We start from the raw sequence: 14425 nt of genomic DNA on the forward strand, positions 1-14425 counted from the left end.
ACCCCCCTTTTCATACGAGGGACCGATCCATACCGAAAAAAAAAGCCGGTTTCACGGCAAAGGTGAAACCGGCGGCGATCGCTGTCATGACCTTATCAAAAACGACAGCCATGGCTTAGCGCGGCTGCCGTTTTGCATTATTACTGATTGCTTTCCATCCAATTCATCGCTGATGAATGGACCGACTTGCATGCCTTATGCCTTTGATCCTGAACCTGGCAGTGTCGGTCAGACAACCCCGTGGCTTGAGACCTTCGCTTGACCTTAGACGGATAGTCCGTAGGGCGCGCCACACACTTTCCACTGCCCGTCTTCCTTGATCAGTTCCAGGGTTTCCTCAAAGCTGTATTTCTGACCGATACGAAAAAGCTTGGCAATATAAGAGAAAACGGGATGGATACAGGTCCGGCTTTCACCCGAAAGATGGATGGTGGCCGACGCATCATCCTGGGAAAGGGTTTCGGCCTCCAAATGGGTGATGATTTTTCTCACCATTCCGGTGTTAAATCCTCGTTGCCTGGCTTCCGTGCTCATGGAGCGTAGATACAAACTGGCTGCGGAATCATTTTCATCTTCATCACCAATCAAATCACTGCACAAATAGCATTCCAGGTCATCGTCCAGGAGGAAATAGGCCTTTGAAAATTCAACCGCCGTTTTCGTAGCCGATTGCTTGCAGTCCGCAAAGACAAAAACCACCTGAAGACATACCGCCAACACCACCAACAGGATCCACGCGGATATATTGCTACGGTTTGCCATACTTAACGCCTCCTCACCAATTAATCCCGGCGAATGTGAGTTACACCCATGCCAGGGGCCTGTGTATGATTGTAGGGAAATCAGTTAAAAGAATAAAAATGCCTGATAGCATGGATTTAACCATTAGACAAGTCCTATATAGTTGCCCTTTATGGCAATCGCCTGTAGATTTCCGGGTTGCCTTTCTTCCTGAAATTAGAGGGTCCATGAATGTCAAATGCCCAATGAAAAATGCCAAATGGTGGTATGCTATCTATTTTTAATATGAGATCCCCTTGTCTTTGAAACAAAATCAGGCTATCTGAACGATCCGTACCTTAGTCCATCGTCCATGTCATCCATGGCAATTGCTGATTGGCTTTTGAGACAACCAGAACCACAAAGAGGGGAAAAACCATGACCACGCATGAATCCATTGAATTTGATGTTCTCTTCGTCGGTGCCGGCCCTGCCAATCTTGCCGGGGCGATCCGATTGATGCAGCTGGCCGAGGAGAAAGGCCAGGAACTGGAAGTGGCCATAATCGACAAAGGCGCACAGATCGGTTCCCATGCCATCAGTGGGGCGGTGATGAATCCGGTAGCCATTGCCGAGCTGTTTCCGGACTATTTACAGCAGGGCTTTCCTGTAGAGCAAACCGTCCGCGGCGACGGTTTTTTCTTTTTGACCGGCAATCGCCACTTTAAAATGCCTTTTGTGCCGCGCCAGATGCACAACACCGGCTTTCCCATTGTCAGCCTATCCCAGGTGTGCCGCTGGCTGGGAGAAAAGGCAGAGGCGCTGGGCATCAACATTTTCCCCGGATTTGACGGCAAAGAAATCTTATTGGCCGATGACGGCCGAACCGTGACCGGCGTGCGTACCGGCGACAAAGGGCTGGATAAGGCAGGCAAACCCAAACCCAATTTCGAACCGGGAATCGATTTGTTGGCCAAGGTGACCGTGCTGGGAGAAGGCGCCCGGGGCAGTCTCATGAAATCGCTGGCCCAGCGCTTGCCCATTCGCAGCGGGCGATTGCCCGAACTATTTGAAACCGGCATCAAGGAAGTCATTCAACTCCCGGACGATCATTTTTTCACCCACAGTCCGTTCAACGATATTCATACCCTGGGCTTCCCCCTGGATCTGAATACCCCGGGCGGCGGATTCATTTATGAGATGGCTGAAAACCGTATTACATTGGGGTTTCTGGTCGCTCTGGGGTACGAGAATCCAGCCTTGGATTTATACGATACATTTATGCGCTTCAAAGGGCACCCACTGGTTCAGTCGATCATCCAGGGCGGTAAGGTGGTCGAGCAGGGGGCCCGTGCCGTTTCCACCGGTGGCTGGTATAGCATGCCGCGTCTTGCCGTCGATGGCGCACTGTTTACCGGCAACGCTGCCGCCATGCACAGCACGCCGGCCATCAAGGGTATCCATCTGGCCATGAAGTCGGGAATGCTGGCTGCCGAGACCATCCTTGATGCGCTGGCCGCCGGTCAGAGCGATCGGCAGGCGCTCGACCGCTACAGCCAGCGCCTGGCCGACAGCTGGGCCGGTGAAGAACTGCGTGAAGGCCGTAACTTTGCCCAGGCCCTGGCTAAGAGAGGTCCTATCAAATGGATTCATCTGGCGGCCCAATATGTGACCCAGGGCAAAGGGCTCATCGATCGACTGTCAGCGGTGGACGATGCCACGACCCTCAAACGGTTGGCTGGCAACCCCATGGCAGTGGAAAAAACCGAACTGCCCAAGGATGATCCGGCCATGGTCGACAAGCTTACCGGTGTGTATCTGTCTGGTACGCTGCACCGGGAAGACCAGCCATCCCACATCCAGATCCATGACCAACGGGTGTGCGTGGAAAAATGTTATCCCGTCTACGGATGTCCCTGTACGCGCTTTTGCCCCGGGGATGTGTATGAAATGGAAACCAACAAGGACGGCAGCGGCATCACCGGCATCAAACTCAATTTTACCAACTGCCTGCACTGCAAAACTTGCGATATCAAGGATCCTTTCCACAACGTCACCTGGACCTGTCCTGAAGGCGGTGAAGGACCGAACTATAAACGGGCTTGAAACCTCTGACGAGGCTACCCCATGACCGTCAGCCGTTGTTGTTTTTTACGCTAAGGTCATCATATGCGGCCTTCTTCTATCCCATGGCAGGCGACGATGACCCCGGTCTCCACCTGTTTCGGCATGGGGATCTCTTCGCGACATCGCTGGTTGGCGTGGATGCACCGGCCATGAAACACACACCCGCTGGGAAGGTGGATCGGAGTGGGCACCTCGCCTCTGAGGCGGATGTGCTGGCTTGCCGGGCGACCCAGTTTGGGGATTGCAGAGAGCAACGCCTGGGTGTACGGATGGCGCGGAGTCTCGAACAGTGGCTTGGCCGGGGACAGTTCGCACAAGGTCCCCAGGTACATGACCGCCACCCGGGTGCTGATGTGCTCGACCACCGACAGGTCATGGGTAATAAACAGGTAGGTCAGGCCGCGTTGCTGCTGGGCGTCCATGAGCAGATTGAGAATCTGGGCCTGGATGGAGACATCCAAGGCGGAGACCGGCTCATCGGCCACGATGAACTCGGGATCGACCATCAGCGCACGGGCGATACTGATGCGCTGACGCTGGCCCCCGGAAAATTCGTGGGGGTAGCGTCCGGCCCACTTGGGATCCACGCCTACCTGGGACATGACCGTGGCCACGCGCTGTCTGACGTCGGCTGATGAAATCCTGGGATTGTGAAATACGACGGGTTCCTCCAGGGTCTGCATGACGGTCTTGCGGGGATTGAGCGATGCATACGGATCCTGGAAAATCATCTGCATCTTGCGCCGGAAAGGCAGCATCTGCTGGGCATTTTTATTGTCGATACGCTGATCCCGGTAGAGAATTTCTCCCCTGTTGGGCGGATAGATACCGATGGTGGTCCGCGCCAGGGTCGATTTTCCGCAGCCGCTTTCCCCCACCACGCTGAAGGTTTCGCCGGCGGTGATGGAAAAACTCACGTTGTTCACCGCCTTGACCGTCGTGCGCCGGCGGGTTAGGCGCCCGTTTTGAAAACGCAGCTGGTCCAGAAGACCGCCGGAGATATCGAAATGTTTGACCACATTGCGCAAGGTCAGTAGTTGATCGGTTCTGGGGGTGGAGGCGATGGTCATGGTGTTTTTTCGCTGGGTTCGGGGTTAACCATGTGACAGGCCACCTCGCGGGTCTGGTGGTCCACGATAACAAAAGGGGGCTCCTGCTTGCGGCAGATGGCATCGCTCAATGGGCAGCGGGGGTTGAAGGCGCAACCCGGTGGAATGTCGGTCAAGGTGGGCATCATCCCCGGGATCTGGCTTAATCGCGCGCCGGGTTGCAGGTTGCCGGGAATCGCTTTGATCAACCCCTGGGTATAAGGATGCCTGGGATTGCCCACCACAAGGTCCGTGGGGCCGGATTCCACGATTTTGCCCGCGTACATGACGGCCATTTTTTCTGTCACCTGGGAAACCACGCCCAAATCGTGAGTGATGAGAATCAGTCCTGTTCGTTCAGACTCGCAGAGCTGTTGCAGAAGATCCATGATTTCGGCCTGAATGGTAACATCCAGGGCCGTGGTCGGCTCATCGGCAATGATGATTTCCGGATCGGTAATAAGGGCAATGGCAATCACGATGCGCTGGCGCATGCCGCCTGAAAACTCGTGGGGATACTGGCCCAGGCGTTTTTCCGGCGAGGGAATCTGCACCTTGCGCAGCTTTTCCAGGGCAATCCCTTTCGCATCACGGCGGTTGATCTGCCGGTGCGCCAGCAAGGTCTCGATCATTTGGGTGCCGATGGTCAATACCGGATTGAGGGTCATCATGGGATCCTGGAAGATCATGCTGATGTGGTTGCCTCTAATGTCGCGCATCTGTTCGGCACCCAGGCGGGTCAAGTCCTGACCGTTGAATATCACCTGGCCGCCGGAGATGAATCCCGGCTTGCTGATCAGGTTGATAATAGCGAAACCGGTTACCGATTTACCGGCCCCGCTTTCCCCCACCAGTCCCATGCGCTCTCCCCTGTCGAGGGTGAAGCGGATACCGTTGATGGCCGTCAGATCGCCGAATCGCAAACCGAATTTGACTTCCAGATCGATGACTTCCAGTAGATGAGACATAAAAAATCCGTTTATCCCTTGTAGAGTTTGGGATTAAGCACATCCCTTAGCCAATCTCCCAGCAGGTTGATGACGAGCACCAGCAATACCAGGAACACACCCGGAAACAGGGTGATCCACCAGGAACCGGAAAAGATGTACTCGAAACCGGAACGGATCAGTGAGCCCAGAGACGGTTTGGTTACCGGCATGCCCAGTCCCAAAAAGGAGAGGGCGGCTTCACTCATGATGGCATTGGCCACCTGAATGGTAGAGATGACCAGCACCGATGTCATGGTATTGGGCAATACATGACGAAACATGATTCGCCAACGGTTGAGCCCGATCACCCGGGCCGCCTCCACATACTCCTTGTTTTTTTCACCCAAGACCGATGCGCGAACGGTGCGGGCATACACCGGCCATTCGGCCAGGCCGATAATGACGATCAGCAGCGGAACGGCCAGCTCTTCATAGCGACCGATACCAAAGGCCACTTGAAAAATGGCGCTGATGAAAATCGCTACCATGAGGTAGGGGAAGGAAAGCTGAATGTCGGCGATGCGCATGAGCACGGCGTCGATTTTTCCGCCAATATAGCCGGCCAGCAGACCGACCACGATGCCAAGCAGGCCTTGCAGGATAACCGCCCCGCAGCCGATGAGAATCGACAGGCGCAGGCCAAAGATCATGGTGCTGATCAAGTCTCGCCCCTGGATATCGGTGCCCAATAGAAACGCGGTTTCCCCTTCCTCCATCCACACCGGCGGCATTTCCGAATTCATGATGTCAATATTGGCCGGGTCGTAAGGGTCGTAGGGCGAGATCAGGGGGGCCAGCAGGCCGGTAATCAAAAAGACCAGCAAAACCACGGCGCTGAAGATGGCCGTGCGGTCCTCTTTGAAACTGAACAGCAGATAAGATGTTTTAAAGCGTTGCCAGGTTCGGTTCATTGTCTTCCCGCAGTCCGGATGGTGGGGTTCACCAGTCCGTAAATGATGTCCACGAGGGTATTGACCACCACGAAAACGGCGCCAACCACCATCAAATAGGCCACCAAAAGAGAGATGTCCGAGCGTTCGACAGCCTCCAGAAACATGAAGCCCATGCCCTGCCATTGAAAGACGGTTTCGGTCAGAATGGTAAATGCGAACATGATACCGATCTGTACGCCGAATACGGTGATCACCGGCAGCAGGGTGTTCTTGAAGGCATGCACGAACCAGATGCGTTTTCGCGTAAGGCCTTTGGCCCAGGCGAACTTGATATATTCCGTTTCCAGAACCTCCATCATTTCCGATCGAATCAGGCGGATGAACAGCGGCAGCATGATCGATGCCAGGGAGAAACTGGGCAGAACCAGATGTTTCAGGCCGTCAATGGTGAAAAGGCCGCTATCCCAGCCGCCGATGGCCACGGTTGCTCCACGACCGTAGGACGGCAGCCAGTGCAGCTCCACGGAGAAGATATAGATGAGAAGGATCGCGGTGAGAAAAACGGGAATCGACACCCCCAATGTGGAAAAGGACATGATGAAGCGGGCGAACACGCTGCGCGGATAAATGGCCGCAAAAACACCCACCGGCAGGGAAACGACGACTATGATCAGTGCTGCCCCAAGGACCAGTTCAAGCGTGGCCGGGGCCTTGGAGATGATCACCGCGAGCGCCGGTTTTTTGTGAAAAAAGGAGAGTCCCAGATCGCCCTGGCTGGCGTTTCTGGCAAAGCGCAGGTATTGGGCGACAAACGGATCGTTGAGCCCCAGCTGATCGCGCAGGGCTTCGCGTTCGGCCGGCGTCACCCGCTCGCCGACCATGTCCCGTACCGGATCACCGATCTGGTTCTTGATGGAAAATCCCACCAGGCTGATGATCAGCATAACAAAAACGGCCTGGCTGATGCGTCGAATGACGAAGGCGAACATAGGCGATGTCCCGAGTGTTGAGCGATTGCAAAGAATCGGTGTAGGGGCGAAATAGTTTTCGCCCCTGTATTTTATTGTGGGTCGGTTACACGCGTTTTCAATTGATTACGAGATCGCCAAAATAAGGGAAATTCATGGTGTTGATAATCGGCGCCGCAAGGATCCCTTTTTTTGCTCCGTAAGAATGGTTTTGCCAATGAAACGGCACAAAAGCTGCGTCGTCGTAAAGAATCTGTTCGATCTGCTGCAGCATCTCGGCACGTTTATTCAGATCGGTTTCAGTCTGGGCCGCCAGCGTCAGCCGGTCCACTTCCGCATTGCAGTAGTTGCCGCTGTTGTATTGGCCGTAACCGGTTTCCTTGTTGGGACACATCATCAAAAATTCGGAGAAATTACCCGAGTCCTCGGTGTCTGAATGCCAACCGATCATCTGGATATCGGCCACCTGGGCATCGAATTCGTCCCAGTATTGGGCTTTGGGCATGGTCTTGAGATTGACTTTGATATTGATTTTGGCCAGCATGCCCACCATGGCTTCGGCAATCTTCTCATCGTTGACGTAACGATTGTTGGGGGCGATCATGGTGCATTCAAATCCGTTGGCAAAGCCGGCCTCCTTCATCAAGGCCCGGGCCTTTTTCAGATTGTAGCGGGGCACACAATTGGGGTTGTGGCCGGCATAGCCTTGGGGACTTTGCTGGCCAGCGGCAGTAGCCGTGCCCTTCATGATTTTTTTGACGATGCCCTCGTTGTTGATGGCGTGGACGATGGCTTGGCGGACCTTCTTGACTCGAAATTCAGGCCGGCGTTTCTGGTTGAGCTGAATGGTGATGATGCGGCCGCCTGGATAAGTGAAAAGATTGACATTGGGATCTTTTTCAAGGCGTTTAAAATCCTGGGGCGGGACCGGTGTAATAAAATCCACATCACCGGAGAGCAATGCCGCCACGCGGGTGGCATCTTCCTTGATGGGGGTCAGCACAATCTGGTCAACATTGCCGGGGGAGCCGGTGTCCCAATATTCGGCGAAGCGATCCATCACCATCTTCACCCCATGTTCGCGATGGGTCACCACATAAGGGCCGGTGCCGGATTCATGGGTCAGGGCAAAGGAGGGACCGATTTTCACGATGGCATCCTTGGGCTGGCCGCTCTCGTCGGTGCCGGAATAATAGTTGCTGTCCATGGGGAAGATGTACGTGCACATGCGCAGCAACAGGGCGTAAGGTTTTTTGGTCTTGATATCGACCGTGTAATCGTCGACCACGCTGGCGCCTTCGAATGGTTCGAACAATCCCTTAAAATCGATACTTTTTTTGAGGCGCTGTAAGGTAAAGGCGACATCTTTGGCGGTGAAGGGGTTGCCGCTGTGGAATTTGACTCCCCGGCGGAGGAAAAAGCGCATGGTTAAATCGTCCACGCGTTCCCAGCGGGTGGCCAGTCTTGGCTCGATGGACATGTCTTGGGCATACCGGACCAGCGGGTCGAACACCCAGTGGGAATAGGCCAGCATGCCACCGGAAAGTTGCATGTGAGGGTCGAGGGTCACCGGGTCGGCATCCAGGCCCAGCCTCATTGTGGTGGCAGCGGCAACACTGCCAAGGCCGATGATGATGGCCAGGGTCAAGATGATCACAAATCCTTTTTTCATTGGCTCCTCCTCCATGTAAGGGTGGTGTGAAAATGGTGAATCGTGGATTGCTCGAGCGATCACGGACAACCACAAACGCCGTTTTGATGTCCGTGCCGCTTTTTACCTGCATTTTTCGTAAAAAAAGCTAAAGTCAAAGAAGGGACCTGCCGATTACTTTACTACAACGGCACATCGGGGGATTGTCGTTGTAAACGAGTTACCTCCTCTTTTCATCCAACTCCTTCTGCCTGCGGGGCGGTCATATTGGCCGCCCCAAATCTTTTTTAAAAGGCAGAAAAAAAAGTTGTCGGAGGCACCCCGAAGAAGGCGCCTTTGGGGGGATCGATTTGATATCCCAGAAAGATCGTTTATTGTTCAACACAGATTCTGTTGAATGGGTGGATGGCGGATGCGCTTTCACAAAAGTTCCAATGTTTCCCTAACAGCAATGTGACATCTGATAACATCAGCTGAACAAATCGTCCTTGATTCGAATCAAGGTATAGAGCAGTTCCAAAGGCTCTCCTTGCCGTCCTGGTTTTTTATCGATAATCACCTTCCAGGAAGAGTTTTCTTCCAGTTTTTCCATTATCGAATGGATTCTGGCCAGAATGCTTTCCGCCTCTCCGTCCCTGGCGTTGATGGTTTCCGCCTCCTGAAAGGAGACGTTGTCATTCTCATTGGTTCCAGGGCCCAGGCCGACCAGCTTGGATCCTTCACCGATATCCACCAGGGCGCGGTTGATGGCTGCTGAAAGTCGCGGGGCAATCGGGGAAAGTTCCATGTGAATCAGTTTGGACAGTTCGTAAGGGGTCATTGTCGCTTCGCTCCTCGTGGTGGTGTGCGGTTTGCTCAGTTATAAAATGGCCAGTAGACCATAGATATCTTCTTTTTGGGAATAAAAATCCGACATGACACGATTCACGTCGGATTCAGACAGGCCTAATTGCTTGCGTATCCGGTCATGGTGGATCGTGTCGTTACAGAAAAGGTCGGTGTTGATACCCGACATGGTGCACATGCTGTCGGCAAGATAAACCATGGCGGTTTCGTTGGGGATGATGTCCATCCGATCCGTCAGGTGATGATCGCGAATGGCAGCTGCCAGCACATCGCTAAACTTCCAGGCCTTTGCCATTCGTCCGCCCAGATCGGCATGGTCGATACCCAGAATCCGTCGTTCCGCCGTCACCAGATCCAAATGATCATCTTGCATGGCTTGGCGGATCTGATCAACGGCTGCGTGCATGTAGCGGTCCATGACGACGACGCCGATATCCTTTAGCAGCGCGGCGGTGAAAACAATATGCTTGATCGACGCATCAGCTTTATCCGCTACGGCGCTGGCCATCAACGCGCAGGACACCGATTGTTTCCACAACTGCCCCTCTTCAAGTCCATATCCGTTTTGAGCGGATTTGATTGATTTGGTGGCACTGTGGAGCAGAACCAGTTCCACCACCCGTTTCAGACCCATCAATACCACGGCATCGTGGACGGAATCTACTTTCTTTTTAAAGCCAAAAGCGGCGGAGTTGGCCAGTCTCAAAAGGTTCGCGGTCACGATGGGTTCGTATAGGATCAGCGCTGTGATTTCAGATGTTGGTACATCCGGGTCGTCCACCAGGTCCATGAGTTGATGGATCACCTGCGGCACCGGCTCGATGCGTTCACTTTCTTTGAGTAGTTGGTCGATGGTCAGCATCATGCATTATCCTTGTATATTCTTTCTACCGTTTTTTCGGCTTGAGTTCAAGCGGCCGGTAGATATCTCCTTCCAGCTTTGCCTCATTGAAAAAAGATCTATCAAGCATTGATCAAGGGCCTATTATGGTGGTAAACAGCAATGCATGACGATTTCTCTTGATCTTACCCACCATTGTATTGAGACGGCAATTAAGCGCCGTCACAATGCATGCATTTCACGCTATTTCAAGTCCAGTGGCCATGAAAGTGAGCTGGAAAATGAAATCGAACTGCTTGGACAGACGCTCAAAACCTTTGATTTCAATTCCTTGAGAAGCCACTACAGGCCCCTGGCCGGCCATAGCGAGGTGATCGTTACGCTGACCCATGGGCCTGCCGGCCAGCCAACCCTCGTATTTGAAGACCATTCGATTGTTCCTCCAGCCAGCCCGTCCGGCTGAGCGTAGACCTATCCAGAAATAACCTCCTGTCCTGAAATTCCCGTATCCGCAATCGGCTTGTGAACCGGCAACAATAACCGGGTAAAATTTTCCGCCAATTTCCGGAAAATGTGTGTCGGTAGAATATAAATATAATTATATCAATAATATAAAAGTTTATCAAATTTGTGAATGAATATTGCAGAGATGGGTCTGATGGTCCGTTGACACCGTTGACCCGTAGTTGCCCGGTATCAAACCAAAGGGTCGATTATGGATGGGGACGCCCCCCATGGAAAGCAGTCGTATGTCTGACCCTGCTGTGTTGGTGCCCGTGCCTTATTACACACCGGCACGGATCCGCACCAATAGCGCCGTAACTTTATTTAGCCATCGCCAACGTGCCGGATCCACGACGCACGAGGTGTATCCGCAGCGGCCGGCTGCGCCCGAGGCGGATGCAGGACTGGTGTACGACAAAAGCGGGGCTTTTATGAGGGACCCGTCGCTGGGCTGGATCGTCAATATCTGGGTATAGGAACCTGCCACAAAATGAATCGTATTTTATGATTGACCCTGTTTTTCAAAACCATTATTTACGCGCACTTGGCCTGTCGTCCCTTTCTGCAGGACGGATGATCGGCTAGGATTGTTGAAGATCGACCGCTGCAAAGGATACACATTGGCCCATGGACCCTGTTTCGTTTTCTACCCTTTTTTTTCTTTGGCTGGCCGGATTATTCGCCGGATTTGTTGATTCAATTGCCGGTGGTGGAGGGATTATTTCGCTGCCGGCCCTGCTGGCCACCGGTATGCCGCCCCACCTGGCCTTGGGCACCAACAAACTGCAGGGCTCCTTTGGAAGCCTGACGGCTGCCGTCAATTATTCCCGTAAGGGGTTGGTCAGCTTTCGGGACGTTTTCATGGGCATTGTTTTTACCGCCCTGGGAGCCCTATGCGGAACGGTGATTGTGCAGGTGCTCTCTGCCGATTTTTTACGCCATGTCATCCTGATTCTGTTGGTTGCCGTTTTTGTTTATACCCTTTGTTCTCCGGACTTGGGACGCATTGACCGGCGGTCCTTGATGCGCGCACCGATTTTTTTTGGCCTGGCCGGCATGGTGCTGGGGTTTTACGACGGTTTTTTCGGGCCGGGCACAGGCTCTTTCTGGACCATCACCCTGGTGTTGGTGCTGGGGCTTAACCTCAAGAAGGCGACCGCGAATACCAAAATATTGAATTTTACCAGTAACATCGTGGCCTTGATAGGCTTTTGCATCGGTGGCAATGTCGTTTTTTCGGCAGGTCTGCTCATGGGATGTGGGCAGATGCTGGGCGCTTTTTTGGGATCCCGGTTGGTCATCCAGCGGGGGACCGGTTTTGTGCGCGTCTTTTTTTTGGTGGTTGTGGCGGCCACGATTGTCAAGCTGGCCTATAATGCCTACGCCGGCTAACGCTGTTCTACAGGAAGAAATTCATGTTGGGACGCCGGACCTTTTCCGGATTGCGATCGAAAAAAGTATTGAGTTCGACTCTGATGGTTTCCAGATCCGGTGCATTGCGAATACGATTGTAAATGCTGTGGGCAAATTTAAAGTTGGCGCAAAAGTAAAGTGCGAATTTTTGATACCGCCTGAGGGCACGTTTGGGGTCGAAATGCCGCTCCATCAGCGCTAAAAGGGTCATGGCCGTATGGCGGTACAGATCCTGTTCAGGCAGCGGGGTGCCCGTCATGCGGGCCATCAACCAGGGCTGGGCAATGGCCATGCGGCCGATGGCCACGCCGTCACAACCGGTGGTCTGCAGCATGCGCAGGCAGTCTGTTTCGTCAAATACATCGCCGTTGCCGAACACCGGGATGTCCACGGCCGCCTTGACCTGTCGGATATAATCCCAGCGGGGTGGCCGTGATCGTCGATCCGGCGCGACACGGGGATGAAACGTCAGGGCATCGGCACCGGCTGAAGCGAATCGTTTGGCCAAGTCCACGGCAATTGTCGGATCATCCGTCCAGCCTGTGCGGAATTTGACGAACAATGGGATGGATACGGCGCCTCTGACCGCCTCGACGATACGCGCCGCCTGATCCGGTGTTTTCAGCAAGGCCGCGCCGCCCTGGTGTTTGCAGATGGTAGCTACCGAACAGCCGAAATTCAGGTCCACGCCAAACAGCCCGTTATCTTCGATGATTCGGGCCGCTGTTGCCATGATCGATGGCTCATTGCCCACGATCTGCATGACCAGGTGCTGTCGCTCCGCCGACCGCCAACGGAAATACGCCGAGCCGGCGTGAATTTCGTTGGGGATGCGCCGGGCACTGCACATTTCGCCGAACAGCAGACCGTAGCCGCCAAAGCCGGCCATCAGTTCACGAAAAGCCACATGCCCCAGAAAGGTCATGGGCGCCAGCACCAGGCGCCGATCAATCACGGTTTGTCCGATGGCAAGTGGCTGGTTGAGGCGTGTTGCCAGTTCGGTTGTCATTCTTGGGCCGTTGGTTTGCTGGACCCGTCCAGGCGCCAGGCATGGCAATAGACCATCAGATCGTCGTTTTTACCCAGCGATGCCAGGGTCATGTTCAGTGCCGTGGCCAGTTGCACAGCCAGTGCCGTTGGCCGGGAGACCGCCAGGATGACGGGAATCCTTGCGCGGGCGGCTTTTTGGACCAGCTCATAGCTGATGCGTGACGAGAGGGTCAACAGGTGCGCCTGGCTCAGCCGATTGTCCATGAACAACATGCCGATGGATTTGTCCAGGGCGTTGTGGCGGCCCACATCCTCGGCAATGGAGAGCCGCGCCAAATCGCGGTCATAGATGGCGGCTGCATGAGCGGCGCGGGTTTTGGCGCGCAGGGGCTGGTGATCGCCCAGGTGAATCAGCCGATCCAGGGCGCGCTGGGCATCCAGCGGATCACCATCGGGCACCGGCGTCAAGGCCTGAACCAGGTCGTCGACAATGGATTTGCCGCAGATGCCACAGGACGTCTGGCTGATATAGGTCCGCCGATCCAGGTGATCGGCGATGCGGGTGCGCCTGTCAGCGGTCAGGGTCACGGTGACCACGTTGGTGTCTTCACCATCGCAAAAGGCGATGTTGGTGATGTCATCGGGCTGGTCGACAATGCCTTCTCCAAGACAAAATCCGGCCACATGGGCTTTTTCATCGCCCGGCGTGCGCATGACCACGGCGTAAGGCATCCCTTGAACCCGTATGGAAAGGGGTTCTTCGCCGATAAGGGAGATGGGGGCGGGTGCTGCGTGACCCGCGCTGATGATTTTTATTTTATGATCACGACTGTTCACGGCAAATTTCCTGTTCATGGTTGGTCCTAAGTAATGCGCTCAGTTTACTATAAGGCCTTGTCGATCCTTGTCCATAATTTTTGCCAATGGGGCCGGTATCAAATTTTTCTTGACAACATTCGGGGAAACCTTCATATTTCTTATTTTTTGGATTCAGGAAAATATATCCGGTTGTACAGGAGGAACAAAACATGTACGCAGTGGTTGCCACAGGCGGTAAGCAATATAAGGTCGCCGAAGGAGACGTCCTCAGGGTTGAAAAAATCAACGGTGAGGTGGGATCAACGGTTGCCTTTGACAAGGTTCTTTTATTGTCCGATGGCGAGAATGTCAAGATCGGCCAGCCCGAGGTCGACGGGGTCACCGTACACGGTCAGATCGTGGACCAGGGCAAAAGCAAGAAAATAATTGTTTTCAAATACAAACGCAGAAAACGCTATCGCCGCAAACAGGGGCATCGCCAGCCGTACACGGCTGTTCGTATCGACCGCATCGAGGCGTAATTTTTCCATAACGTTCTGCCAGGGGGCGCCGCGGCAACCGCTTGATCGGGCCGGC

Annotated in this window: 15 protein-coding genes; 5 read left to right on the plus strand and 10 right to left on the minus strand. The window is 54.1% G+C overall.

Annotation, left to right across the window (positions count from 1 at the left end):
• Nucleotides 1-264 precede the first annotated feature (264 nt).
• On the minus strand, nt 265-762 hold the full coding sequence (locus tag Dvar_RS04690; RefSeq protein ID WP_419660545.1) for a hypothetical protein: 498 nt from the start codon (nt 760-762) through the stop codon (nt 265-267).
• A 396-nt stretch (nt 763-1158) separates the two neighbouring features.
• On the opposite strand from Dvar_RS04690, the gene Dvar_RS04695 reads away from it, so the two are divergent.
• Nucleotides 1159-2826 (plus strand): 4Fe-4S dicluster domain-containing protein, encoded by a 1668-nt coding sequence (locus tag Dvar_RS04695; RefSeq protein WP_419660546.1) that lies wholly within the window; start codon nt 1159-1161, stop codon nt 2824-2826.
• A gap of 59 nt (nt 2827-2885) precedes the next feature.
• Here Dvar_RS04695 and Dvar_RS04700 read toward each other — a convergent pair whose 3' ends face one another.
• From Dvar_RS04700 to Dvar_RS04730, 7 genes are all read right to left on the minus strand, one after another.
• The gene (locus Dvar_RS04700; RefSeq protein ID WP_419660547.1) at nt 2886-3917 is read right to left on the minus strand and encodes an ABC transporter ATP-binding protein; all 1032 of its coding nucleotides are present in this window, start codon (nt 3915-3917) and stop codon (nt 2886-2888) included.
• Complete coding sequence (locus tag Dvar_RS04705; RefSeq protein ID WP_419660548.1) at nt 3914-4903, minus strand: ABC transporter ATP-binding protein; 990 nt, start codon at nt 4901-4903, stop codon at nt 3914-3916. The genes Dvar_RS04700 and Dvar_RS04705 overlap by 4 nt, the downstream gene beginning before the upstream one ends.
• 11 nt (nt 4904-4914) lie before the next feature.
• The gene (locus tag Dvar_RS04710; protein WP_419660549.1) at nt 4915-5835 is read right to left on the minus strand and encodes an ABC transporter permease; all 921 of its coding nucleotides are present in this window, start codon (nt 5833-5835) and stop codon (nt 4915-4917) included.
• Nucleotides 5832-6806 (minus strand): ABC transporter permease, encoded by a 975-nt coding sequence (locus Dvar_RS04715; protein ID WP_419660550.1) that lies wholly within the window; start codon nt 6804-6806, stop codon nt 5832-5834. The genes Dvar_RS04710 and Dvar_RS04715 overlap by 4 nt, the downstream gene beginning before the upstream one ends.
• Before the next feature lie 97 nt (nt 6807-6903).
• Nucleotides 6904-8457 (minus strand): ABC transporter substrate-binding protein, encoded by a 1554-nt coding sequence (locus tag Dvar_RS04720; protein ID WP_419660551.1) that lies wholly within the window; start codon nt 8455-8457, stop codon nt 6904-6906.
• 448 nt (nt 8458-8905) lie between these two features.
• On the minus strand, nt 8906-9256 hold the full coding sequence (locus tag Dvar_RS04725) for a hypothetical protein (protein WP_419660552.1): 351 nt from the start codon (nt 9254-9256) through the stop codon (nt 8906-8908).
• Nucleotides 9257-9295: 39 nt separating this feature from the next.
• Nucleotides 9296-10147: an HDOD domain-containing protein gene (locus tag Dvar_RS04730; protein ID WP_419660553.1), complete on the minus strand. Its 852-nt coding sequence runs from the start codon at nt 10145-10147 to the stop codon at nt 9296-9298.
• Between the two features lie 142 nt (nt 10148-10289).
• Here Dvar_RS04730 and Dvar_RS04735 point away from each other — a divergent pair, with 142 nt between their 5' ends.
• The 3 genes from Dvar_RS04735 to Dvar_RS04745 all read left to right on the plus strand — a co-directional run bounded on the left by Dvar_RS04735 (nt 10290) and on the right by Dvar_RS04745 (nt 12019).
• Complete coding sequence (locus Dvar_RS04735) at nt 10290-10586, plus strand: hypothetical protein (RefSeq protein ID WP_419660554.1); 297 nt, start codon at nt 10290-10292, stop codon at nt 10584-10586.
• Nucleotides 10587-10857: 271 nt separating this feature from the next.
• On the plus strand, nt 10858-11103 hold the full coding sequence (locus Dvar_RS04740; protein WP_419660555.1) for a hypothetical protein: 246 nt from the start codon (nt 10858-10860) through the stop codon (nt 11101-11103).
• A gap of 151 nt (nt 11104-11254) precedes the next feature.
• Entirely contained in the window at nt 11255-12019 is a 765-nt protein-coding gene (locus Dvar_RS04745) for a TSUP family transporter (RefSeq protein ID WP_419660556.1), read from the plus strand.
• Nucleotides 12020-12026: 7 nt separating this feature from the next.
• Here Dvar_RS04745 and Dvar_RS04750 read toward each other — a convergent pair whose 3' ends face one another.
• Entirely contained in the window at nt 12027-13049 is a 1023-nt protein-coding gene (locus Dvar_RS04750; protein WP_419660557.1) for a tRNA dihydrouridine synthase, read from the minus strand.
• Nucleotides 13046-13885, minus strand: a complete 840-nt coding sequence (gene fdhD, locus Dvar_RS04755) for a formate dehydrogenase accessory sulfurtransferase FdhD (protein ID WP_419660558.1) — start codon at nt 13883-13885, stop codon at nt 13046-13048. Before fdhD ends, Dvar_RS04750 begins: the two co-directional genes overlap by 4 nt.
• A gap of 173 nt (nt 13886-14058) precedes the next feature.
• On the opposite strand from fdhD, the gene rplU reads away from it, so the two are divergent.
• Complete coding sequence (rplU, locus tag Dvar_RS04760) at nt 14059-14370, plus strand: 50S ribosomal protein L21 (RefSeq protein WP_419660559.1); 312 nt, start codon at nt 14059-14061, stop codon at nt 14368-14370.
• Nucleotides 14371-14425: the final 55 nt, after the last annotated feature.

Origin of the sequence: Desulfosarcina variabilis str. Montpellier (assembly GCF_048565275.1) — a bacterium.
GTDB classification, from domain to species: Bacteria; Desulfobacterota; Desulfobacteria; order Desulfobacterales; family Desulfosarcinaceae; genus Desulfosarcina; species Desulfosarcina variabilis.

Excerpts from the sequence above, each read along its gene's own strand:
- Dvar_RS04690 (WP_419660545.1), bottom strand. The coding sequence starts at position 762 with ATGGCAAACCGTAGCAATATATCCGCGTGGATCCTGTTGGTGGTGTTG.
- Dvar_RS04710 (WP_419660549.1), bottom strand. The coding sequence starts at position 5,835 with ATGAACCGAACCTGGCAACGCTTTAAAACATCTTATCTGCTGTTCAGT.
- rplU (WP_419660559.1), top strand. The coding sequence starts at position 14,059 with ATGTACGCAGTGGTTGCCACAGGCGGTAAGCAATATAAGGTCGCCGAA.
- Dvar_RS04720 (WP_419660551.1), bottom strand. The coding sequence starts at position 8,457 with ATGAAAAAAGGATTTGTGATCATCTTGACCCTGGCCATCATCATCGGC.
- Dvar_RS04745 (WP_419660556.1), top strand. The coding sequence starts at position 11,255 with ATGGACCCTGTTTCGTTTTCTACCCTTTTTTTTCTTTGGCTGGCCGGA.
- Dvar_RS04700 (WP_419660547.1), bottom strand. The coding sequence starts at position 3,917 with ATGACCATCGCCTCCACCCCCAGAACCGATCAACTACTGACCTTGCGC.
- Dvar_RS04735 (WP_419660554.1), top strand. The coding sequence starts at position 10,290 with ATGACGATTTCTCTTGATCTTACCCACCATTGTATTGAGACGGCAATT.
- fdhD (WP_419660558.1), bottom strand. The coding sequence starts at position 13,885 with ATGAACAGGAAATTTGCCGTGAACAGTCGTGATCATAAAATAAAAATC.
- Dvar_RS04715 (WP_419660550.1), bottom strand. The coding sequence starts at position 6,806 with ATGTTCGCCTTCGTCATTCGACGCATCAGCCAGGCCGTTTTTGTTATG.
- Dvar_RS04730 (WP_419660553.1), bottom strand. The coding sequence starts at position 10,147 with ATGATGCTGACCATCGACCAACTACTCAAAGAAAGTGAACGCATCGAG.
- Dvar_RS04750 (WP_419660557.1), bottom strand. The coding sequence starts at position 13,049 with ATGACAACCGAACTGGCAACACGCCTCAACCAGCCACTTGCCATCGGA.
- Dvar_RS04705 (WP_419660548.1), bottom strand. The coding sequence starts at position 4,903 with ATGTCTCATCTACTGGAAGTCATCGATCTGGAAGTCAAATTCGGTTTG.
- Dvar_RS04740 (WP_419660555.1), top strand. The coding sequence starts at position 10,858 with ATGGAAAGCAGTCGTATGTCTGACCCTGCTGTGTTGGTGCCCGTGCCT.
- Dvar_RS04725 (WP_419660552.1), bottom strand. The coding sequence starts at position 9,256 with ATGACCCCTTACGAACTGTCCAAACTGATTCACATGGAACTTTCCCCG.
- Dvar_RS04695 (WP_419660546.1), top strand. The coding sequence starts at position 1,159 with ATGACCACGCATGAATCCATTGAATTTGATGTTCTCTTCGTCGGTGCC.